The organism is Flavobacterium sp. CAN_S2, assembly GCF_015752255.1.
Lineage (GTDB): Bacteria > Bacteroidota > Bacteroidia > Flavobacteriales > Flavobacteriaceae > Flavobacterium.
On sequence record NZ_JADOVA010000002.1, the window covers coordinates 73,669 to 97,376 of the forward strand.

The 23,708-nt window shown below is 34.9% G+C and carries 22 protein-coding genes; 11 read left to right on the plus strand and 11 right to left on the minus strand.

Going from position 1 to position 23,708, the window contains the following annotated elements:
* Positions 1-3: 3 nt before the first annotated feature.
* The 8 genes from IWX80_RS08175 to IWX80_RS08210 form a co-directional block, all read right to left on the minus strand.
* Positions 4-438: a hypothetical protein gene (locus tag IWX80_RS08175; RefSeq protein WP_196853006.1), complete on the minus strand. Its 435-nt coding sequence runs from the start codon at positions 436-438 to the stop codon at positions 4-6.
* A gap of 143 nt (positions 439-581) precedes the next feature.
* Positions 582-1,217: a hypothetical protein gene (locus tag IWX80_RS08180; protein WP_196853007.1), complete on the minus strand. Its 636-nt coding sequence runs from the start codon at positions 1,215-1,217 to the stop codon at positions 582-584.
* 283 nt (positions 1,218-1,500) lie between these two features.
* A complete protein-coding gene (locus tag IWX80_RS08185; protein WP_196853008.1) occupies positions 1,501-2,232 on the minus strand; it encodes a hypothetical protein in 732 nt (243 codons plus the stop codon).
* Positions 2,233-2,661: 429 nt separating this feature from the next.
* Complete coding sequence (gene secA, locus IWX80_RS08190) at positions 2,662-6,003, minus strand: preprotein translocase subunit SecA (RefSeq protein WP_196853009.1); 3,342 nt, start codon at positions 6,001-6,003, stop codon at positions 2,662-2,664.
* A gap of 85 nt (positions 6,004-6,088) precedes the next feature.
* Entirely contained in the window at positions 6,089-6,310 is a 222-nt protein-coding gene (locus tag IWX80_RS08195; protein ID WP_007138072.1) for a DUF2795 domain-containing protein, read from the minus strand.
* Positions 6,311-6,472: 162 nt separating this feature from the next.
* Entirely contained in the window at positions 6,473-7,042 is a 570-nt protein-coding gene (locus IWX80_RS08200; protein WP_113634372.1) for a cob(I)yrinic acid a,c-diamide adenosyltransferase, read from the minus strand.
* A 338-nt stretch (positions 7,043-7,380) separates the two neighbouring features.
* Positions 7,381-8,238, minus strand: a complete 858-nt coding sequence (locus IWX80_RS08205; RefSeq protein ID WP_196853010.1) for an ATP-grasp domain-containing protein — start codon at positions 8,236-8,238, stop codon at positions 7,381-7,383.
* Positions 8,239-8,418: 180 nt separating this feature from the next.
* Positions 8,419-9,105, minus strand: a complete 687-nt coding sequence (locus IWX80_RS08210) for an ABC transporter ATP-binding protein (protein ID WP_113634370.1) — start codon at positions 9,103-9,105, stop codon at positions 8,419-8,421.
* Between the two features lie 360 nt (positions 9,106-9,465).
* Here IWX80_RS08210 and IWX80_RS08215 point away from each other — a divergent pair, with 360 nt between their 5' ends.
* On the plus strand, positions 9,466-10,146 hold the full coding sequence (locus IWX80_RS08215) for a DUF6565 domain-containing protein (RefSeq protein WP_196853011.1): 681 nt from the start codon (positions 9,466-9,468) through the stop codon (positions 10,144-10,146).
* A 65-nt stretch (positions 10,147-10,211) separates the two neighbouring features.
* Here the strand turns inward: IWX80_RS08215 and IWX80_RS08220 are convergent, their stop codons facing one another.
* Entirely contained in the window at positions 10,212-11,003 is a 792-nt protein-coding gene (locus IWX80_RS08220) for an O-methyltransferase (RefSeq protein ID WP_196853012.1), read from the minus strand.
* A 178-nt stretch (positions 11,004-11,181) separates the two neighbouring features.
* On the opposite strand from IWX80_RS08220, the gene IWX80_RS08225 reads away from it, so the two are divergent.
* Positions 11,182-12,729: an SDR family NAD(P)-dependent oxidoreductase gene (locus IWX80_RS08225; RefSeq protein WP_196853013.1), complete on the plus strand. Its 1,548-nt coding sequence runs from the start codon at positions 11,182-11,184 to the stop codon at positions 12,727-12,729.
* A gap of 116 nt (positions 12,730-12,845) precedes the next feature.
* On the opposite strand, the gene IWX80_RS08230 is transcribed toward IWX80_RS08225, so the two are convergent.
* Positions 12,846-14,708 carry an ABC-F family ATP-binding cassette domain-containing protein gene (locus IWX80_RS08230; protein ID WP_196853014.1) on the minus strand — a complete coding sequence of 621 codons (1,863 nt, stop codon included), beginning with the start codon at positions 14,706-14,708 and terminating at the stop codon, positions 12,846-12,848.
* Between the two features lie 83 nt (positions 14,709-14,791).
* Positions 14,792-15,757, minus strand: a complete 966-nt coding sequence (locus tag IWX80_RS08235; RefSeq protein ID WP_334682295.1) for a T9SS C-terminal target domain-containing protein — start codon at positions 15,755-15,757, stop codon at positions 14,792-14,794.
* 290 nt (positions 15,758-16,047) lie between these two features.
* On the opposite strand from IWX80_RS08235, the gene IWX80_RS08240 reads away from it, so the two are divergent.
* From IWX80_RS08240 to rpmB, 9 genes are all read left to right on the plus strand, one after another.
* Positions 16,048-16,287, plus strand: a complete 240-nt coding sequence (locus IWX80_RS08240) for a hypothetical protein (RefSeq protein ID WP_196853015.1) — start codon at positions 16,048-16,050, stop codon at positions 16,285-16,287.
* A 352-nt stretch (positions 16,288-16,639) separates the two neighbouring features.
* A complete protein-coding gene (locus IWX80_RS08245) occupies positions 16,640-17,803 on the plus strand; it encodes a glycosyltransferase family 2 protein (protein WP_196853016.1) in 1,164 nt (387 codons plus the stop codon).
* Positions 17,804-17,887: 84 nt separating this feature from the next.
* A complete protein-coding gene (locus tag IWX80_RS08250) occupies positions 17,888-19,213 on the plus strand; it encodes a dihydrolipoamide acetyltransferase family protein (protein ID WP_196853017.1) in 1,326 nt (441 codons plus the stop codon).
* A 145-nt stretch (positions 19,214-19,358) separates the two neighbouring features.
* Positions 19,359-20,135 (plus strand): exonuclease domain-containing protein, encoded by a 777-nt coding sequence (locus tag IWX80_RS08255; protein WP_196853018.1) that lies wholly within the window; start codon positions 19,359-19,361, stop codon positions 20,133-20,135.
* A gap of 43 nt (positions 20,136-20,178) precedes the next feature.
* Positions 20,179-20,790 carry a fumarylacetoacetate hydrolase family protein gene (locus IWX80_RS08260; RefSeq protein ID WP_196853019.1) on the plus strand — a complete coding sequence of 204 codons (612 nt, stop codon included), beginning with the start codon at positions 20,179-20,181 and terminating at the stop codon, positions 20,788-20,790.
* Positions 20,790-21,134, plus strand: a complete 345-nt coding sequence (locus IWX80_RS08265) for an Hpt domain-containing protein (protein WP_113634357.1) — start codon at positions 20,790-20,792, stop codon at positions 21,132-21,134. The genes IWX80_RS08260 and IWX80_RS08265 overlap by 1 nt, the downstream gene beginning before the upstream one ends.
* Positions 21,135-21,372: 238 nt before the next feature.
* Complete coding sequence (locus tag IWX80_RS08270) at positions 21,373-22,077, plus strand: hypothetical protein (protein ID WP_196853020.1); 705 nt, start codon at positions 21,373-21,375, stop codon at positions 22,075-22,077.
* Between the two features lie 60 nt (positions 22,078-22,137).
* Positions 22,138-23,391: a CinA family nicotinamide mononucleotide deamidase-related protein gene (locus IWX80_RS08275; protein ID WP_196853021.1), complete on the plus strand. Its 1,254-nt coding sequence runs from the start codon at positions 22,138-22,140 to the stop codon at positions 23,389-23,391.
* A gap of 72 nt (positions 23,392-23,463) precedes the next feature.
* A complete protein-coding gene (rpmB, locus tag IWX80_RS08280; protein WP_024980263.1) occupies positions 23,464-23,700 on the plus strand; it encodes a 50S ribosomal protein L28 in 237 nt (78 codons plus the stop codon).
* Positions 23,701-23,708: the final 8 nt, after the last annotated feature.

The window sequence follows — 23,708 nt, forward strand, 5'->3', positions numbered from 1 at the left end:
TTTTCAATTTGTAGAAAAATCGGTGCTTTCGATTCCGCTATTTTGTGTTATTATTTGCACGAGTTTTTCTAAATCAGTACTAGCAATGTTATGGATTTCGAATATTTTGTCGCTTCCGGATTTCTGAATGATTTTTAAATTAGTGTTGTCTAATTCCAATTTGGCGACATTTTTAAATGTTATAGACTTACTGATTAATCTATTTATTTTGATGTTCATTCCTCGTTTATTCCATTCAACATAATTTTTGTACCAAAACATTTTACTGTAATAGGCTGCTTGGATAAAAAAACCAATGGAAGCCAAAATTTTATTTGTCCTTTTATATTCAAAGTGAATAATTTCAAAACTACCCATAAGAATAAAAACTAATGAGATTAACATTAAAAGTGATGTCCAGTTTTTAAATGTCAAGTGATTGAAGTGTATTTTTTTCATTTTTCTCGGTTCTTGTTAATGCTTCAGTAGTTTTAAATGTTGATGAAATTCAGTTTCTTTATGAAGTTTTATATCATAAATACTGCGCAAAGTCAGAGACATTTACGCAGCATTTACGAAAAAATTATTTGTTTTTAGGACTGTTATTCCACCTTTACTTTAAGTGAATCATAGCTATTCGAATTTGAACCTATCAATCCATAAACAGTTTCGCCTTGTTTGATTGTTTTTCCATTAAGATCAAATTGCATTAATTCCTTTTTAAAATTCTTATTTGCTGAACTTGCTGCAATCATATTACCAGCAGCTAATCCTGGTCCTGCTATCAATCCTATTGGAAATGTGTTTGCAGGTTTAGTTTCAGTATAAAACCCATTTGATGAGGTTGTAGTTCCTGATTGTAATTGAACTGGAGCTAAAAGTAAGTACCATAAATAGGAAGCTGGACTTTGTTTGATAGTTTTAAATAATTTTTCAGTTTCAATTAAACTAACTTCATTACCGTTTTCATAAGCAAGTTTAAAATCTCTTCCCATAACTATTTCTTTTTCGGTATTATTTGTAATCTTAACTGCAATTAGCTTAATGTTATTTTTAGTTTCTTTCTTTTTATATTTTTTTCCTAACAAATCATATTTGTATTCTAGTAAAATATTGCTTTCAATACTTTTTGAAGCGTAATTTATTGTTTCAGGATTTATTTTTTTATACCCGGAAGCGCAACTATTCAAAAGCATTGCAAAAACTAAAAGCGAACTAATTTTAATCATTTTTTTCATTCTGTAATTTATTTTTAAGGTTTAATATTTATTCTTGTTTTTTTACGGTTTTTATTAACGGTTTACAACTTGTCAAAGAAGTAGTGTTTATTTTTAAATGTCAATTGATTGAAATGTGTTTTTATCATTGTTTTTAGTTGTTGCTAATGCTTCAGTATTTTCAGTGTGTTTATGAAAGGAAGACACTTTTTGACATTTATATCGACTCTCAAGGTCTAAAAATTGCGCAGCATTCACGAAAAAATTATTTGTGTTCAGGGATACTTTGCGAAGCGGGGCTTTTTTATTTGAGATTTTCTAATAAAGTTGGGGCATAGTTAATTCCAAGTTCTATAAGTTTTTTAACAAGTTGTTTTCCTGCTTCTTTTATAATTTCTTGGGCAAATGGTTTACTCACTTTAAAGAGTTTTCCAAAAATAGTCGTGATTTTTTTCATCACTTGATTTTTAGTTGTAACCGTTAGAAGTCTATTTATTTCACTTATTTCAGCTACCAATTCATTTTTACAAATATCATCAATACTTTCACCAGAATTATTTATTGCTTCAGATAAAGAAAGAAGATATTTTTCAATAATAATTTGTTGATGTGGATCAAAAGGAAATATGTTTGCATCTTCTTCAAAAACTTGAAATTCATTAAAGTAATAATCTGAATAATACTTAGTAAAATTATCATCGTAGACGCTTGGAGTTTCGTGAATTTCGCGTATTAATTTAATCCAATCTTCAAATTTATTTTTAATATCTTCAAAACTTCCTTGACTAAGCATAGCTGTTATTCTAGTTGCACTAGCAGGTCTATGTTCGTATGCTAAGTTTTTTGGATCAAAATTTCCAATACGCTTTGCACCATTAACAAAAATTTTAAAGAAATTTTTTGAAGTATCGTCATTTTCAAGAAATGAATAATATGTATTCTCTTCTAATTTTACTTGAATTAAATCTAAGTTTTTTTGAGCAACTTCTTCAATTGCTTTTAATAAATTTAAAGGTACATCTTTCTTATTATTCATTGATTTGTTTTTTGCTCATTTTGGAAAAGTTGCTGGTAACTTGTAGGTAAATCTGACAAACATCAGATTTTATTTATTTTCAAATATATAAATAAATCGCTGAAAATACTTATAAAAATAAAACAGCTATTCATTTTTTTTCGAAGATATATTCTTTCATTGGAGGATTAGTACGGGAAACCGTAAATGCAGTTATTTACCGCAAATCCCTAGCCCCGACAGCAGTGGAAATCCTATGCCGGTTGAAAACCACTTTTTTCTGGTGGTGGCAGAGCGACTAAAAGAAGCTCCTGACAGCGGCTAGAAAAAGGGTTTGAAACCCAATAGCTTGCAGCGTAGGGCGGGAATAGCTTCTGAAAATAAGGCGCAAAAAAATTCCCCAACTACTTTTGTAATTGGGGAATGTAATGTAAGGAATTGAAATGGTTATTAGTTCACGATAACCCATTGTCCTGAAGCGATTAGGCTTTCGGCTTTTTTGTATTTCATTTCTTGAGTTTGTCCGTTGGCCACGTTTTGAATCGTAACATTATCGTTGCGATTAATCTTTGGCATATCTCTCACGATAGTTTCAGTAACTTGGCGTTGTTGCGTTTCTCCAGCCTCACGGTTTGCGGCTTCGCTACTTACGATTTCGTCTTTTGAAGTCGTGTAATCTTCTACCGGAGCAACTTCTTTCGCTTCTTGAATTTGTTGGTTTTCCTGAGCCGGTAAATCACCTTTGAACAAGAATGAAATTACCTCTTTATTGACATTGTCAATCATGGCTCTAAACAAATTGAAGGCTTCCAGTTTGTAAATAAGTAATGGATCTTTTTGTTCGTGAACGGCTAATTGAACTGATTGTTTCAATTCGTCCATTTTTCGCAAGTGTTTTTTCCAAGCTTCATCTACAATTGCTAGAGTGATGTTTTTCTCGAAATCAGCCACTAATTGCGCGCCTTGCGTTTCATAAGCGGTTTTCAAATCAGTAACCACATTCAGCGATTTTATACCATCTGTAAACGGAACAACGATGCGCTCAAATTGGTTGTTTTTATCTTCGTAAACACTTTTTATGATAGGGAAAGCTTCTCTGGCGCTTCTTTCCGTTTTCTCTGTATAATAGTCTAAAGTTGCTTTGTACACTTTTCCTGTTAACTCCATTTCGCTCAACTTCGTGAACTCACTTTCAGTAACTGGTGATGTGATAGAGAAATAACGAATCAATTCAAACTCAAAGTTTTTGAAATTGTTAGTCGCTTTGTTTTCTCCAATGATAAGTTCGCAGGTGTCATAAAGCATGTTGGCAATATCCAATTTCAATCGCTCTCCGAATAAGGCATGACGACGACGTTTGTACACTACTTCACGTTGCGCATTCATAACATCATCATATTCCAATAAACGCTTACGAACTCCAAAGTTGTTTTCTTCCACTTTTTTCTGAGCACGTTCGATAGATTTAGTCATCATAGAATGTTGAATCACTTCACCTTCCTGCAATCCCATACGGTCCATCACTTTAGCCACTCTTTCAGAACCAAACAAACGCATTAAGTTGTCTTCAAGAGAAACATAAAACTGAGAACTTCCAGGATCACCTTGACGTCCAGCACGACCACGCAACTGACGGTCTACACGACGCGAATCATGACGTTCCGTACCTACAATTGCTAATCCACCAGCAGCTTTCACTTCGGCAGATAATTTAATATCGGTACCACGACCAGCCATGTTGGTTGCAATGGTTACCACTCCAGGTTTTCCGGCTTCTTCAACAATTTGTGCTTCCTGTTTGTGCATTTTTGCATTCAAGACATTGTGTACAACGCCTCTCATTTTCAACATTCGGCTTAATAATTCTGAAATCTCTACAGAAGTTGTACCAATAAGTACTGGTCTTCCTGCTTTAGATAATTCAGTTACATCTTCGATAACGGCATTGAATTTTTCACGAGTCGTTTTATAAATAAAATCCTCTTTGTCTAATCTTGCCATTCCTCTGTTCGTAGGAATTTCTACTACGTCCAGTTTATATATTTGCCATAACTCGCCCGCTTCCGTTACTGCAGTTCCAGTCATTCCTCCCAGTTTATTGTACATTCTGAAGTAATTCTGTAATGTTACGGTTGCAAATGTTTGAGTTGCAGCTTCGATTTTTACATTTTCTTTGGCTTCAATTGCTTGGTGCAATCCGTCAGAATAACGACGACCGTCCATGATACGACCCGTTTGCTCATCAACAATCATGATTTTGTTGTCCATGATTACATATTCTACATCTTTTTCGAATAAAGCGTAGGCTTTCAAAAGTTGTGTTAAGGTGTGAATACGCTCGCTTTTTACACCGAAATCCTGAAATAATTTTTCTTTTTCCTCAGCTTCTGTGTCTTTATCTAATTTTCTCTTTTCGATAGCTGCAATTTCAGTTCCAATGTCTGGAAGTACAAAAAAGTCAGCATCAGTATCTCCGGAAAGGTATTTAATTCCGTTATCTGTCAATTCAACCTGATTGTTTTTTTCTTCGATAACAAAATACAATGCCTCATCAATCTTGTGCATTTCTCTTTTGTTATCCTGCATGTATTGATTTTCGGTTTTCTGAAGCAATTGTTTAATTCCTTCTTCACTCAAAAATTTAATTAATGCTTTGTTTTTTGGTAATGCTCTGTAAGCTCTTAATAATTGGAAACCACCTTCTTTAGTTTTTCCTTCTTTAATTAATTTTTTAGCTTCAGATAAGAAACCGTTCGCCAATTGACGTTGTAAACTTACTAAGTTTTCAATTTTTGGTTTCATTTCCATGAATTCATGACGATCTCCTTGCGGAACCGGACCTGAAATAATCAATGGAGTTCTGGCGTCATCAATCAAAACTGAATCGACCTCATCGACAATAGCATAATTGTGTTTTCTTTGCACTAAATCAGTTGGCGAATGTGCCATGTTATCTCTTAAATAGTCAAAACCAAATTCATTATTGGTTCCATAAGTTATATCGGCATCGTATGCTTTTTTTCTTCCTTCTGAACTTGGTTGGTAGTTGTCAATACATTCCACAGTCATCCCGTGAAATTCGAATAATGGCGCTTTCCAAGTACTATCCCTTTTTGCCAAATAATCATTCACAGTTACTAAATGCACACCGTTTCCAGTTAACGCATTCAAGTAAAGCGGTAAAGTTGCCACTAATGTTTTTCCTTCACCGGTTTGCATTTCAGCTACTTTTCCTTCATGTAAAACCATTCCGCCAATTAATTGTACGTCATAGTGAATCATGTCCCAAGTAATCTCTTTCCCTGCAGCACTCCATGAATTCGCCCAAATGGCAGTGTCTCCATCTAAAGTAATGTAGCTTTTTGTTGCGGATAATTCACGGTCTTTTGGAGTTGCCGTTACCACGATTTGCGTATTGTCTTTAAAACGTCTTGCTGTTTCTTTTACCACAGCAAAAGCTTCCGGAAGAATTTCCATCAATGTTTTTTCGGAGATATCGTAGGCCTCTTTTTCAAGAGCGTCAATGGCTACGTAAATATCTTCTCTTTGGTCAATATCTACAATGCTTTCCACCTCTTGTTTCAGTGCTGCGATTTTCGCATCTTTTTCTGAACGAGCTTGTTTTATTTTGTCTTTAAAAAAGATCGTTCGTCCTCTAAGTTCATCATTGGATAATGCCTTGAGTGGTTCCTCGAAAGTTTTTATTTTGTTGAGATAAGGTTGTAAAGCTTTGACATCTTTTTGTGACTTATCGCCAACAAAGACTTTAATAATACTGTTTATGAAACTCATGATATTTTTTTATTTCTAATTGTGTAATTCTGTAAATTTAAACCAAAAAAAAGCCTCTTTTGAGACTTTTTTATTGGTTTACCTTTTAATATTCATCCTCATTCCAAAGATAATCTTCGTCCGTAGGATAATCTGGCCATATTTCTTCCATTGATTCATATATCTCGCCTTCATCCTCGATAGATTGAAGGTTTTCTACTACCTCTAATGGAGCTCCTGCTCTAATAGCGTAGTCAATAAGTTCGTCTTTGTTAGCAGGCCACGGGGCATCACTTAAATAGGATGCTAATTCTAATGTCCAATACATCTGTTGTCGATTTAGTTTTGTGCAAAAATAAATTTTTTACTGAAAAATACAAGTAAAAATTGATTTATTTTTAGTTAAAGTTAAGAACGTTTTTTTTAGTTTAAAGTTTCAGGTTTAAAGTTTAAAGTTTTCGTACTAAAAACTGCGACTGAAAACTATTAACTACTTCCTCGGAATCCATTGAACTTCGGCAGCTTTCAAGTCATGAGACAACTTTCGTGCCAACACAAAAAGATAGTCAGAAAGTCGGTTTAAGTACTTAATTGCGATTTCAGCAACAGGTTCATTGTGGCTTAAATGTACTGCTAAGCGCTCTGCTCTGCGACAAACGCAACGTGCAATATGACAATATGACACAGTGGTATGTCCGCCAGGAAGTACAAAATGAGTCATTGGCGGTAATGCTTCTTCCATAGCGTCAATTTCATTTTCCAATAATTCAATATCGGATTCTATAATTCCTAGTTTTTTCAAACGAAGTTCACCGTTTTTCATCACTTCTTTTTCTGGTGGCGTTGCTAAAATAGCGCCAACAGTAAACAAACGATCCTGAATTTCGATAAGAATTTCTTTATAATGACTGTTCATTTCTTGATCGCGAATCAAACCAATATGAGAATTTAATTCGTCAACGGTTCCGTAACTTTCTATTCGGGCATGGTCTTTTGGGACTCTGGTTCCGCCAAAAAGTGCCGTTGTTCCTTTGTCTCCAGTCTTTGTATATACTTTCATTTTGATTTTAGATTGTTGATTAACGATTTTAGATTACAGATTTATAGTTGCGAATAAAAATCATAAATCTAAAATATAATTATTGAATTCAATCTGCAAATGTAACTAAGCAATAAGAATAAAACAATGTCGCATTTTTTTTACATATAAGTCATATAAGTTTAATTTTAGTTTAGCTTATATAACTTAAATATTAATAAGGTCACTTAAGGTTTAATGCTTACACGACTTATATGTTTAGTGGTAGTGCATACATTCAATAGTACGATATTAAACTCGTTTAACTGCTCATTAATATAAATATAACAGTTAATCAATGCTGTTTTAAGTATATAAAATTAAGCAATTAATTCCACTATTTCCGCAACAAATCGTTCCATTGCGTTTTCACTCAGATTGAAATATAAATCGGGTTCAATACATTCAATTTCCATTAAATAAAGTTCGTCGTCAATAAGAATTCCATCTACACGGGCGTATAAAAGATCTTCCTGAAATGTGTCGACAATTTTTTGGGCTTTCTGAATCATTTCTGAACTTGGATGAACCAAAGTGTATTTTCCTCCAAAAAGTGATTGTACTCTAAAATCACCATCAACGGGTTTTTTATTGACCGCGTGGGAGAATTTTTTATTGAAAAAGATAAAAGAGGTTTCGCTCAATGTTTGAATCTCAGGCATGAATTCCTGTAAAAGCAACTCTTTCTCAGCGGCAATACTTTTATATTTTTCGTTTATTGCTTGGATTTCGGATTTTTCAAAAACTTCGGTCAGATAGGAACCTGCCGAAAATGCTGGTTTTATAACCGCTTTGTTCCAATCTGCCGGAATCAGTTCTGTCAGGTTAAGATTGTTTGTTTTGTCAATGAAAACCGTTGGCAAAATGGTAATTCCTTGCTGTTCCATTTCTCGCAAGTAAAACTTATGGATGTTTTGCTTGATTGTTACAATTGGATTCAGTGTTTTAATTTCCAGTTGCGCTATTTGGTTAAGCCAAATTTTAAATTCGGTTTCTTTCTCGAAATAGTCCCAAGTATTGCGAAATACTAAATAATCAAATTCAGACCAATTTATGGTTTTGTCACTCCAGATAGCGGCGGTAGCTTGAATATTATGTTGGGCCAATGCCGGAATTATTTTTTGATCTTCGGGATTTAGGTCGGGAAGTTTTTCGCAGGTTAGTATGGCGATTTTCATTTTTGGAAAGGTTTTTTTGGAATTGTAGGCGCAATTTTAAGTAGGATTTCCTAGCCCGGATAAAAGCGGTATCCTCTTTCTTGTCATTCAGACGAAGGAAGAATGACAAGAAAGAGATACAAGCGGATAGCCGGACACGAGCGAAGCGAACTGACGAAGTAAAAAGCTCCTGAAAAAAAATTATTTTGTAGTGTCGCTTTCTATCAGCCCGTCACGCAAACGGATGACTCTATGAGCGTATTCGGCAATTTCTTCCTCGTGTGTTACCAGAATCACGGTGTTTCCATTGGCGTGGATGTCTCCAAAAAGTTTCATGATTTCAAGCGAAGTTTTGCTATCCAAGTTTCCGGTTGGCTCATCGGCAAGAATGATCGACGGTTTGTTGACCAAAGCGCGGGCAATAGCTACACGCTGGCGCTGACCTCCCGAAAGTTGGTTGGGCTGGTGATCCATTCTATCGGCAAGATTTACTTGTTCTAGAACTTCGGTGGCGCGTTTGTTTCTTTCTGATTTTGAGAAACCAGCGTAAATCATGGGTAAAGCCACATTGTCTAGCGCAGTTGTTCGGGGTAAAAGGTTGAAAGTCTGGAAAACGAATCCGATTTCTTTGTTTCGAATTTCGGCTAATTCATCATCTTTCATCTGGCTGACGTCTTTTCCGTTCAGAATATAACTCCCGGATGTTGGAGTATCCAAGCAGCCTAATAAATTCATTAAAGTTGATTTTCCAGATCCTGAAGGTCCCATTAATGCTACATATTCGCCTTTATTTATTTCTAAATCAATGCCTTTAAGAACATAAACGATTTCATTTCCCAGAACAAAATTTCGTTTGATATTGGTTATTTTGATTAACGGGTTTGCCATTAGAATATATGATTTTTTGACCTTTGACTTTGCGCAGGCTGCTATTAAATTAGATTTTAAAAGTACAAAAACTTTTGAATTATTAATAAGTAGTCGTTTTTTAAATTTGTTACACTATATCTGTATTGAAATTTTGACGGTTTCAGAATTTTCTTCTTACATGCTTGGGATTTGTCTTTATTTATACATAAAATACGCATTTGCTTTTTTACACAATTTTAATATCAATTTGTATAATTCACACTTTTATATTTTTTATTTCACAATTATTTAAATAAGTTATATAATTATTGGTTAAATATTGATTATTGTGTAATGTTATTTACATTTGTTTAATAATAATTAATCAAATCAAAAATTATGAAAAATACAAAATTAGCATTAGGATTAGCGGTAATCGCTATTGGATTTACATCTTGTAAAGATGAAAAAGCGGAACAAGCAAGTAAAAAAGTGGACACTTATGTAATGTACGTAGATTCATTAGGTAATGTAACAGCTGAAGACGCTAGAGAAAACTGGGAAGGAATAGAAGCATCTTACCAACTAAGAAGTGCTGAAGCTGAAGCTGCTATTGCGGACATGAAAGACAATGCAGAAGCGCAAGCGCGTCTTGATGCAAGTAGAGCTAAATACGAAGCTTTGAAAGCTAAAATTGAAGCTGAAAATGCTGCTGCACAAGTTGCTGCAACTGCAACTGCACCAAACACAAAACAACAAATGAGAAATGCCTTATTTGGTGAAGGAAAAATGGGTGAGGACATGAACTTTAGTTGGGTAAATGCAGCTAATATTCATAATGTATACCAACAATTTGTACATACTGTTGAGGATAATAAAGATAAATATTCTCGTGAAGACTGGGATGAAATTAAATTGATGTATGAAGCATTAGACAGCAGAAAAAATACTGTTGAAAAAGAAGGTTTATCATCTGAAGACAACAGAAAAATTGCTGGTTTAAAAGCAAAATTCGCACCAATGTACACATTGAACAGAATGGGAGCTAAATCAGGAGAAATGAAAAGAGCTAAAGAATAAATAATAAAGAATTGGTTATTCTATATTAAGAATGGCAGTCAGGGATGGCTGTCATTTTTTTTGCGTTATATTCTAATAATAAAATGCTCTTTAGGTTGCTCTCTTCTGAAAAGTACCAATCCCCACTGAAACGTATCAATGGTTACGGTCACTTTAGGATGTTTTTTGATTATTTCCCATGCATCTTCCATTTCTGGCGACCAATGAATATCATCGAATATCCAAACGGTTTCGTTAGTAATTGTAGGCAGTAATAATCCAAAATAGTCTAATGTTGCTTTCTTGGAGTGATTGCCGTCAAAATAGATAAGTTTGAAGTTTAAAGTTTGAAGTTGGATGTCACTCAAAAAACTACTAAATTCAGTTACGATTGGATTTACATTATCAAAATTGAATTTTTGAAATTGTAATTGAGCAATTTTTGCAGTTTCCGGACAACCTTCTAAAGTGATTATTTTTGCTTTTTCCCCGGCGCTTTTGGACCCTAAACAAAGTGCTGAAGTTGCTAATCCTAATGAAGTTCCAATTTCTAAAATATTGTCTGGCTGAAAATAATTAGTGATTCTAAATAATAATTCGGCTCGTTTTGGAGAAATCCCCGCCGTTTTTGCAATCTTGGAAATAACTCTTGCATTCGATTTGAAAACTTTTGAACCCGCACCAAAATCAGTGACTTCAATCGTATTATTGTTTGCTAAAAGCGAGTTTCGGTACTTTCTTAAAATAGTGTATTCCGGTTTTGATTTTTTGTCGTAGAAACATTTTGTCAGCAAACTAAACACAAAAGGAGAATGTACGGCATGTTCATTCTTGGAGTGCCAAAGGAACTGTAAATACGATTTTATTTGGAATAACATAAAGATAGTTGCAAAGTAGGTGCGAAGATAGTAAGATAATAGTCGAAAGTCAAAATGCAATAGGATCATCTTCACGCATGGATTTTCGACTTTATGACTTTGAAACTTTCCGACTTTAAAAAGGCTATATTTGCGCCCTTGGAATTTGCACCATAATAATTACCCATTTTTCACCATAATGATTGAACAAATAGAACATAAAAATGACATAAGCTCGGAAGAAATTGACCGATGCATCGCTATTTTGTCACAATTGAATACCGATACCGACCAAATTTTTGATATCCCAAAAGAACAGCGAACGGCTTTAATCAAAGCCGCAGGAATGTTTTCCAGACCCGATCGTGACGAACTTTCCCGTAGAAAAAAAGACGGAAAAGTAGCTGCCAAACGCAAAATGGAAAAACGCGACCGAACCGCCAGAAAGGAAACAGGAATTCGTCATGCGCGTGAAGCAAGTGTGTTTATGGCGCCAAAATTATTAGCATACAATGATCTTGTGAACAAAGAACAATTGGAACTGGAAACGCCTAGAAATTGTTACGTATGTAAAACGGAGTTTACTAAAATGCACCATTTTTATGATACGATGTGTACGGATTGTGGAGATTTTAATTATGCCAAACGTTTTCAAACCGCAGATGTAAAGGGACAAGTTGCTGTTATTACAGGTTCTCGCTTAAAAATTGGCTATCACATTACGTTGATGCTATTGCGTGGTGGAGCAACCGTTATTGCTACGACTCGTTTTCCGGTGGATTCCGCTTTGCGTTTTTCTAAGGAAGATGATTTTATGGATTGGGGACATCGTTTGAAAATTCATGGATTGGATTTACGACACATTCCCAGTGTGGAGATTTTCTGTAATTTTATAGAGCAAAAATACGAGCGATTGGATATTCTGATTAATAATGCGGCGCAAACCGTTAGACGTCCTGCAGGATTTTATACGCATTTAATGGAAAATGAAGAACGTTCCATCGCTTCTTTGCCAAAACAAGCGCAAGAATTATTGCTGGATCATACCAATTGTTTGGATGAATTAAAAGTATTGACAGCAGGCGCTTCCTCTAATCAAAATATGCCGGTGACTTGGCACGGACCAGAACCTGGAATTGGGTTGCGGGCTTCCGCCAAATTATCCCAGATTCCGTATTCGTTTGATAATGCTTTGGTGGCGAATGAAGTTTTTCCGGAAGGGGAACTCGATGCTGATTTACAGCAAGTGGATTTGAGAAAAACCAACAGCTGGCGTTTGCGATTAGGACAAATAGAAACCACGGAGATGATTGAAGTGCAGTTGGTGAATTCGGTGGCGCCATTTGTATTATGTAACCGCCTTTCCGAAGTGATGAAGAAAGAGAACACCGGGAAAAAGCACATCATCAATGTTTCAGCAATGGAAGGGAAGTTTCATCGCTTTTTCAAGGAAGACCGCCATCCGCACACCAATATGGCTAAAGCCGCCTTGAATATGCTGACGCACACTTCTTCAGGGACTTTGGCAAAAGACGGGATTTTTATGAATGCGGTCGATACGGGTTGGGTAACCGATGAAGATCCCGCAGAATTAGCCAAAAGAAAACAGGAAGAAGAAGATTTTCAACCGCCATTAGATATTGTGGATGGAGCAGCACGAGTGATGGATCCGTTGTTTGACGGAATCAATACAGGAAAACATTGGTGCGGTAAGTTTTTGAAAGATTACAATCCGATTCCTTGGTAGAGGTAATAAGTTTATAAAACAAACCCACAACAAAATCAAAATTTCGTTGTGGGTGTAATCATAAATAGTATTAATGTTTGTTACTGCAAACTGCGACTGAACACTGAATACTAATTTTATCCTTCTATCTTCGCAGATAGCTCAAACCATCTTTCCTCTTTTTCTTCAATTTTATTGATGATATTTCTCAATTCATTCGCTTTTTTTTCAATGTCGGCCTCGGCAATTTTCCCGTCTGAGAATAATTGTTCGATAGCTACTTTCTGAAGCTCTAAATCCTTGATTTCTCGTTCTGTTTTTTGAAATTCTTTTTGCTCGTTGAAAGTAAGATTTCCAGTTGGATTGTTTTGTTTCCAGTCCTTCTTTTCGGCTTTGTTCTCTTCTTTTTGCGCTACGTCTGTACTGTCTTCGTAAGCTCTAAAATCAGAATAGTTTCCTGGGAAATCTTCCACCACACCATCACCTCTAAAAATGAATAAGTGATCCACAATTTTATCCATGAAATATCTATCGTGTGAAACTACTAAAAGACAACCCGGATAATCCAAAAGGAAGCTTTCTAGGACATTCAGTGTTACAATATCCAAATCATTCGTCGGCTCATCCAGAATCAGGAAGTTCGGATTCTGAATCAAAACTGTACACAAGTACAAACGTTTCAATTCTCCACCACTCAATCGGTCCACAAAATCATATTGTTTTTTAGCATCAAATAAGAAACGCTCTAACAATTGTGAAGCCGAAATCAATTTTCCTTTCATCAACGGAATGAATTCTCCGTATTCCTTAATCACATCAATCACACGCTGACCCGGCTTTGGGTTTATTCCGCTTTGTGTGTAGTAACCCACTTTTATTGTTTCACCAATCACTACTTTTCCTCCATCAAGAGGAATAGTTCCTGTCAATAAATTCAAAAAAGTCGATTTTCCGGTTCCGTTTTTCCCAATGATTCCAATACGTTCGCCACGTTGAAAATCAAAACTGAAATTATCCATGATCACGTGATCCTTGAATTTTTTGGAAATCTTGTGAAGCTCGATAATCTTGCTTCCCATACGTTCCATATTAATTTCAAGTTCTACTTTATTTTCGCGACGGCGACTTTGTGCTTTTTCCTTGATTTCATAAAAATCATCCTGACGCGATTTTGATTTGGTTGTTCTCGCTTTTGGCTGACGGCGCATCCATTCCAGTTCTTTCACAAAAAGATTCTGCGCTTTATCCACACTCGAATTCTCGGAGGCGATGCGTTCTTCTTTTTTCTCTAAATAATAGGAGTAATTTCCTTTGTATTGATATAATTTTCCGTTGTCTAATTCGATGATTTCATTACAAACACGCTCCAAGAAGAAACGGTCGTGCGTCACCATAAACAACGTAATATTTTCTTTAGCAAAATAGCTTTCCAGCCATTCAATCATCTCTAAATCCAAATGATTCGTAGGTTCATCCAGAATCAATAAATCAGGACGATTAATCAAAATGATAGCAAGTGACAATCTTTTTTTCTGTCCACCCGAAAGATTTTTTACTTTCAGTTTGAAATTTTCCAACTTCAATTTGAATAAAATTTGCTTATACTGCGTTTCAAAATCCCAAGCATTGTGCTGATCCATTCCGTCAAAAGCCTTTTGGTAAGCTTCTTCGTCTTCGGGATTTTCTAATGCTTTTTCGTAGGCTTCAATCACTTTCAAAGTCTCATTATCCGAAGCGAAAATACTTTCCTCAATCGTTAATTCCTCCTGCAAATTATTATTTTGCGAAAGAAACGCCATTTTGATGCCTTTTCTTAACACTACTTGACCAGTATCGGATTCTTCAAGACCATTAATGATACTCATAATAGTCGTTTTTCCAGAACCGTTTTTGGCTATGAAGGCAATTTTTTGATCTTTATTAATTCCAAACGAGATGTCTTTAAACAACGTACGTTCACCAAAAGATTTCGAGATATTTTCTACAGAAAGGTAATTCACAAGGCTAAATTTTTTGCAAAAGTAAGCTATTAAATACCGATTTGCCAATAGTTTAGTTGAATCTAAGGTATCATTAACAATTTTTATTTCAGATAATTGCCTAGAAACGCACTTAAATCAAAGTGATGCAACTTTTGGGAGACCGTAATAATTGGTCTTCTGGAGAAATTTTCATTGGTTAAATAATAGTGAAGTCCATCCTGGGTAGTGATGCCTTCCACCTGATGCAAAGGCATGGAGATATTGATTTTTCTCTTATTTCCAGAAAAGAAATCGGAACCATTATAATCGTAAAACAGATACATAAAGGGCGATAAAAACCTGCTGTAGCCAGCCAAAACTAGCAGCTTTTTTCCGGGTAGAAACGTTGCTGAGGTTACTAATCCATCCACATTATAGGAATGTTTGAGTTGAGCAATATGTTTGCCGGGAATCTTCGGAATTTGATATACGCTGGTTTTTTTCTCTTTCCATTGTTTGGTAAACAAGTAAATATTTTCCCCCGTAACAATAAATGCCTCACAATCAAAATTGGTTGCATTCACTTTATTGGTCTTGAAATCCTTTTGATTGGAATACGAAAAAGAAAGGGTATCAATTTTTTGTTTCTCCGCGTTAAGCGATTTTTTTTCAATTCTTAAAATCTGCAAATCTTTCCGGTTTCCAGTAAGATTGTTTCCAAAATCGCCAATATAAAAATAGTCGCTGTCTTGCGAAATTTCCTCCCAGTCGGTATTGGTGACATTTTTTAGCTGGATTTTATTTTGAATGACACCTTTTGCATTCATGCCATAAAGAACCGTTTCCGAATTATCATTACTCGTCCATAACAGCGAATCGCTTTGCAGTAAGCTGGACGTTTCTTTCAAAAGTGCATTCAGCTTAACGGAATATTTTGGTTTTATTTTTACCGAAACATACGCACAGCTTCCGTCATTAACAGTTGCGGCAGGATTGTAATTTTTAGAAAGTGGATCGGTGCAACCCGAAATTTGAGCTTGTGAAGTACAAATGGTAAACAAGAGGACTAAGAAGAATATCTTTTTCAATGAATTATTTCTTGGGATTCGTGATTAGTCGGCAAAAGTACAGAATTCTTAGCGTAAAATCAGAATTTAAATTGTTCTGAAGTATCTATGTTACCTTTATTTGCCGATTACGTTTGCGCTTTCGTTTGTGATCTTTGTTAGTTCTTCTCAAAGGATTTCACGGCCAACGAAGTTTACTCAGCTCGCATAAAAACATAAGTTTAGTGAAGTAATCGAGACTAAGGAGAAGTAAGTGTTTGTGTTTTTAATATTCTGAAAAAAACGTATATTTGACAATCAAAATAATTGTAATGGATTCTAATTCAAAAAAATATAAGGAAACCGAGAAATCCCAATCAGTGGGGGAAGAAGCGGTATTGTATCAGCCAAAATCCAATTTAGATGCTGAAATTCAAGACGACTTTTGGGATGAAATTCCGGAACAGGTTAAGCAACTAATTGAAATTAGTTTAAAACAAAGCAATCAGGGGCTTGGGAAACCTCATTCTCAAATAATGGCTGAAGCTAGAAAAAAATATAATCTCACTTAATGAGGTATTACATTCATTGGCTGACTTTAGCGGAATTAACTTTTTTAGATGAAATTGATTTTATTTAAAAAAATGGAATAGCACTGAAGTTGAGAAATTCACATTATTAGTTTACAATTTTATTGAAACTTTGAGCCAAAACCCTTCTATTGGAAAATATAGTTCAAAAGGTAAAATTTATTCTTTGGTTATTTCAAAACAAACAACCTTATACTACATTATTTTAGAAGATAAAAAACAAATTGATTTGTTGTTATTTTGGAATAACAAGCAAAATCCAAGTCATCTCCAAAAATTATTAAGATAATTTTCTAATTTTCTATTTGGCAAGTTTTCTAATTATATTTGTCCAATGCAATTATCTGTCATCATTCTCAATTACAACGTTCGCTATTTTCTGGAGCAATGTGTTTTAAGTGTTGAAAACGCTTTAAAAACCATTGACGGCGAAATAATTGTAATTGATAATAATTCTTCCGATGACAGTTGTGCGATGATGAAGCAACGTTTTCCAAACGTAAAACTCATTCAAAACAGCGAAAATTTAGGTTTCCCAAGAGGCAATAACATTGGCGTGGCCCAAGCGCAAGGAGAATATATTTGTATTTTGAATCCAGATACCGTTGTTGCCGAAGATACGTTTACAAAAATATTGGCTTTCGCCCAAAAACAATCGGATTTAGGGATCTTGGGTTGTAAACTCATTGATGGAGCCGGGAATTTTCTGCCGGAAAGCAAACGTGGTGTTCCAACGCCTTGGGTTGCTTTTACCAAAATCACCGCTTTGTATAAATTAGTTCCCAACACAAGAACGTTCGGGAAATATTACGCGCAGCATTTAAACGAAAATCAAACTGGAAAAGTAGACATTCTCGTGGGTGCTTTTATGTTCCTGAAAAAAGATTTGTATCTTGAAGTCGGCGGATTTGATGAAGATTGTTTCATGTATTCTGACGATATCGATTTGTCATATCGGATTTTGCAAAAAGGAAAATCCAATTTTTATTTCCATGAAACGACCGTAATCCATTATAAAGGAGAAAGCACCGTTAAGGACGAAACTTATATGAAGCGGTTTCAGGAAGCAATGAATTTCTTCTACAAAAAGCATTTTCGTGTTTCCGCTTTATTCTCGATTTTTATGAAGGCAGGAATCGTATTTTTTTCTTTGGTAAAAATGTTTCAAGGGAAATCTACAATAAAAACGGTTCCAAAATCATATCTTTTGTATTCGACGAACGAAAAATTAGCAGATAAACTGCGTCTTGTTTTGCAAAATAAAGTCCGGTTTCACGATTTAAAAACAGAAAAAATGGTAATTTCGTCTTCTGTTAAAAACAAAAAAGCAGTGGAAATTATTTTAGATAACGAATTCATTTCTTTTAAAGAATGTATTGCAATTCTCGAATCGGCAAGGAATAAAGGGATTACCTTTAAAATCATACCTAAAACCGCTAATTTTTTAATAGGAAGTAACAATAGTAACGAGAGAGGTGAGATTATAGAAATAGAGTAAAAAATTACATTTAATGTAATTTATATTTGAAATATTTAGTAATTTCGCAAACTGAAAATCAATATCACCTTTTAGGTTAACAATATGGCAAGATTTGAATTAAAACTTCCAAAGATGGGAGAAAGCGTTGCTGAAGCAACCATTACAAACTGGTTAAAAGAAGTTGGAGACAAAATTGAAGCGGACGAAGCCGTACTTGAAATTGCTACTGACAAAGTAGACAGTGAAGTACCAAGTGAAGTTTCGGGGATCTTAGTGGAACAATTGTTCGGTAAAGACGATTTGGTTCAGGTTGGTCAGACCATCGCAATTATTGAAACCGAAGGTGGAGAACAGGTGTCAATTGTGAAAGAAGCGGTTGCTCCTGAGGTTATTGCTGAATTGACAAAAGCGGTGAATCCGGAAGTTTCTGTATCCCAGGAAAATGATGCTTCGCTAAAAGATTTTTCTGCTGATTATTCGGAATCAGAAAAATTCTTATCGCCTTTAGTTAAAAATATTGCTAAAGAAGAAGGAGTTTCTGTGGCTGAATTAGCATCAATTTCAGGAACAGGAAAAGAAGGAAGAGTAACTAAAAATGATATTTTAGACTACGTAAAAAATAGAGCAAGCCAACCTGTAGTTGCGGCTCCGGTGGCAGCAGTTCAAAAACCAGTGGCAGCTCCAGTTGTGCAAAAAGCAGCTCCAGTATCTGTAAGTGGTGGTGATGAAATTATTGAAATGGACAGAATGCGCAAGCTGATTGCGGGTTACATGGTCGCTTCGGTACAAACTTCGGCTCACGTACAATCATTTATTGAAGTCGATGTTACGAATATTGTAAAATGGAGAGAGAAAAATAAAAATACTTTCGAAAAAAGAGAAGGTGAGAAATTGACGTATACGCCAATTTTTATGGAAGCAGTTGCGAAAGCGCTGAAAGATTATCCTGGAATGAATATTTCTGTTGATGGTGATTATATCATCAAAAAGAAAAATATCAACCTTGGAATGGCGGCTTCATTACCAAACGGAAATTTGATTGTTCCTGTTATTAAAAATGCGGATCAATTGAATTTAGTAGGAATGGCCAAAGCGGTAAACGATTTAGGTGGTCGTGCTAAAGCAGGAAAATTAAAACCGGATGACACACAAGGCGGAACCTATACAGTTACCAATGTGGGAACTTTTGGAAGCGTTTTTGGAACGCCGATTTTGAATCAGCCGCAAGTGGGGATTCTTGCTCTTGGAGCAATCCGTAAAATGCCGGCAGTAATTGAAACTCCGGAAGGAGATTTTATCGGGATTCGCCAGAAAATGTTCTTGTCGCACAGCTATGACCATAGAGTGGTTGATGGAGCGTTAGGAGGTAGTTTTGTAAAAAGAGTCGCTGAATATTTAGAAGCTTTTGATGTAAACAGAGATGTTTAAAATTATATAATTGCAATATAAACCCGATTGATTTTCAAAAATCAATCGGGTTTTCTTTTTTTGAGGTTTTCGGGAACTTTAAACGTTGAACTTTAAACGAAATTAAACCCAAATTTCTATATTTGTATCCACACAAAATTTAAAAATGGAACTTAAACTCAATAAACCAATTTGCTTTTTCGATCTTGAAACCACAGGAATTGACATCGGGAAAGATAGAATTGTAGAAATCTCAATATTCAAAGTTTTTCCAAACGGAAATAAAGAAAGTAAAACCTGGTTGGTGAATCCTACGATTCCAATTCCGCCACAAACTACTGCTGTTCATGGTATCACGGATGAAAAAGTAGCGAATGAACCTACTTTTAATGAACTGGCAGCGCAAGTTTATAATATGATTAAAGACAGTGATTTGGCTGGATTTAATTCCGATCGTTTTGATATTCCGTTATTGGCCGAAGAAATGTTACGTGCTGGAGTAGATTTTGATATGAAAGGCAGAGTTTCAGTAGATGTACAAACTGTTTTTCATAAAATGGAAGAACGAACATTAGGTGCGGCACATAAGTTTTATTGCGGAAAAACGCTTGAAAATGCACATTCTGCAGAAGCTGATACGATGGCGACTTATGAAATTTTGAAAGCGCAACTGGACCGTTATCCGGAACTGGAAAACGACATGAAATCATTATCGGAGTTTACAACTCGAAAAAAAATCGCTGATTTTGCAGGAATGATTGCTTTTGACAAAGACAATGAAGAAATTTTTACTTTTGGAAAGCACAAAGGAGTGAAGGTGGACAAAATTCTGGAAACAGAACCTGGTTATTTCAGTTGGATTCAAAACGCTGATTTTCCGTTGTACACTAAGAAAGTTTTGACGGCCATTAAACTTCGAAAGCTAAATAATAAATTAAGCTAATTTTTGAATCTTTCAATCATTAAATTTTTGAATTAATTAAGAAATGAAAATAATCTGCATCGGTAGAAATTATACCAATCACATAGAGGAATTGCATAACGAAAGACCAACGGAACCTGTGGTTTTCATGAAACCGGATTCGGCTGTATTGTTGAAACAACATCCGTTTGTAATCCCGGAATTCTCGGAAGATGTACACCACGAAATCGAGATTATTGTCAAGATAAGCAAAGTGGGTAAATACATTGAGCCTAAATTTGCGCATAAATATTATGACGAAATTAGTGTCGGAATCGATTTTACCGCTCGTGATTTACAAGATAAATTAAAAGCAAAAGGGCTGCCTTGGGAAAAAGCAAAAGCATTTGACGGCTCGGCGGTTATAGGTGAATTTTTGCCAAAAAATCAATTTAGTTCACTAGAAAATATTACTTTTGAATTAACCAACAATAATAAAACGGTTCAAATAAGTAATTCTAGTTTTATGCTTTGGAAAATTGACGAACTTATTTCTTATGTTTCTCAGTTTTTTACGTTAAAAATTGGCGATATTATTTTTACCGGAACCCCGGAAGGAGTTGCTGCGGTAAAGGCAGATGACGTTTTAGAAGGATTTTTAGAAGGACAACAACTATTTAGAATACAAGTAAAATAATGGCTATAAATTACAACCTTTCAAAAGTGTACGCACTTTCAGACAACGATCCGGAATTTGTAAATGAAATTCTGACTTTATTCGTTACCGAAGTTCCAGATGATTTACTACAAATAAAAGAAGGAATAAAAAAGAAAGACCACAAGCATGCTTATGCTTATGCGCACAAGATAAAACCAACGCTTGATTTAATGGGATTAAATGTGGCTTTTGAAGAGATTCTTCAAGTCGAAGCATGGACCAAAGCTGAAGGTAAAAAGAAAGACATCAAAGAAACTTTTAAGAGCGTAAAAAACCAAGTTAACGACGCTATCAAGGAAATCAAAAAAGATTTCGATTTGTAATATTGAGGTGTGACCACGCTGTAACGATAGTGAAAGCGTGGTCGGGCTATCCGTTGCAAACTAAGTTCACTGAGCTCCTATGAAAATAATTGTTAGGTGAAGTAATCTCTCTCGTTAAAAAGCGAGAGAGGATTTTCACTATTATCCCTCACGCAAACTATAAATGAATACTGTCATTTAACTATTGCGTATTTTTAAAACTACCATAGAATTGTTTTTGTTGGTCTAAAAGACAAATATGAAATACAAAATAATACTCCTGCTTTTTTTATTGTCTTCTTTTACTATGACTTCTCAGAAAAAATATTTTTTTGACTATATTATTGAATATAAATTTCAGAAAAATCAAACTTCAAAAGTAGAGAAACGATATCTGTTAACTAATTCTAAAGACGATACTTATGAATGTAGAGTTTATGAAGAGGATAGTTTAAATTTTAGAATAGATTTTATTGACGAAAAAGGTATTCGTAGTAATTCCATAATTGATAAAAGTGAGTTTTTCAAAGCAGAAAGTATAACATTATTGTGTGAGAGTATTCATTATCAAAAAGAAAAGTATAAGTATGATTCTGGTAGGTTTGATTTCATAAATAAAAAAGATACGCTAATTAATGGTGTTTACTATAAAAACTATGAGATGAAGTATCGTGAAATTAAAAATGCAAGAAAGTATAATCGTGGGATTTCTTATTACATTGTGGAAAATAATACAGAATTCCACCTACCTTTAATGATGTATTCGGGTGTGTTTGATGGCCGAGAAACAAGTAAAAATATTCCAAATGGCATTGCAAAAGAAATTTTCTCATTGAGTTATGATAAAAAGCAATATGAGTTTGTTTATAAGTTATTGCAATTCGTGAAGATCAAAAAATACATTATTACTCCTAAAAATTGTAATCCTTATAAGCCAGTGCCGCTTAAGTTGATAATTAAATAATCATTTAAACAGTAATACTTTAAAATTCTTTAGAAACTTCTGAATTCCTAAATTAGAAAAATGAAAGCAACTATAGTTACCATTGGTGACGAAATTTTAATAGGTCAAATTGTCGATACGAATTCTGGTTTTATTGCCAAATCATTAGATAAAATTGGTGTTGAAATCAACGAAATGATTTCGATAAGTGATGATAAAAAACACATTTTAGATACGTTTACATCGCTTCAAAACAAAGTCGATTTGGTTATTATAACAGGTGGTTTAGGACCAACTAAAGATGATGTTACCAAGAAGACGTTCTGCGATTATTTTGAAGACGAGTTAGTGATTGATGAAGCAGTCGAAAAGCACGTAATTGAGCTTATAGAGCGCGTGATGAATAGAACGGCATCCCAAATTAATAAAGATCAGGCACTGGTTCCTTCAAAATGTACGGTACTTCACAATCAGTTGGGTACGGCGCCAGGAATGTGGATGAAAAAGGAAAGTACTGTTTATATTTCACTTCCGGGAGTTCCTTATGAAATGAAATATTTGGTAGAAAATGAGATCATTCCAAAAGTGGTTCGGGAATACAAACGCCCTTACATTATCCATAAAACAATTCTGACGTATGGTCAGGGCGAAAGTCTGGTGGCGGAACGAATTGAAGATTGGGAAAACAATCTTCCTGAATTCATAAAATTAGCTTATTTACCAAGTCCCGGGAGAGTTCGTTTACGGCTTTCAGCACGAGGTACCGATAAAGAAAAATTAGAAGCGGCTATTGATGAAAATGTTGCTTCTCTGGATGCGCTAATTCATGATATTATTGTTGGTTTTGATGATGACGAAACGATTGAAGTAGTAGTAGGAAAAATGCTTACAAAGCAAAATAAAACCATTTCGACTGCCGAGAGTTGTACAGGAGGAAAGATTGCAGAAGTTTTAACATCCGTATCAGGAGCTTCTGGATATTTTAAAGGTAGTGTAGTTTCGTACGGAACTGAAGTAAAAATTAATGTTTTAGGAGTGCCGAAAAGTATTATTGACGAATATTCTGTGGTGAGTAGAGAGGTGGTTTCGGCAATGGCTTTGAGCGTTCAAAAGATGATGAAAACGGATTATGCAATTGCGACAACGGGAAATGCCGGTCCTACAAAAGGAGACTCAAAAGCGGAAATAGGGACTGTTTTTATCGCACTGGCTACGCCAAATGAAATAATTGTTGAGGAATTTAATTTTGGGCAACCCCGTGAAAAAGTGATAGATAGAGCGGTAATTAAAAGTTTAGAACTATTGCAGAAAGAAATTTTAAAAAATGTACGATAATATTGTTGGTTAATAGGTTTATTTTTCTTTTCTTTGCACCCTGATTTTGAATAACGATAAAAGATAAGTATAATGTCAAGAGTTTGTGACCTTACAGGTAAAAGAGCGATGGTAGGAAATAACGTTTCTCACGCTATGAACAAAACTAAGAGAAAATTTTCTGTAAACTTAGTTAAAAAGCGTTTTTATCTTCCAGAAGAAGATAGATGGATTACTCTAAGAGTAGCTGCATCTACGATAAAAACAATTAATAAAAATGGAATCGCTGCAGTTTTGAAAAAAGCGCAGTCAGAAGGATTTATTAAATAATCCCTTCC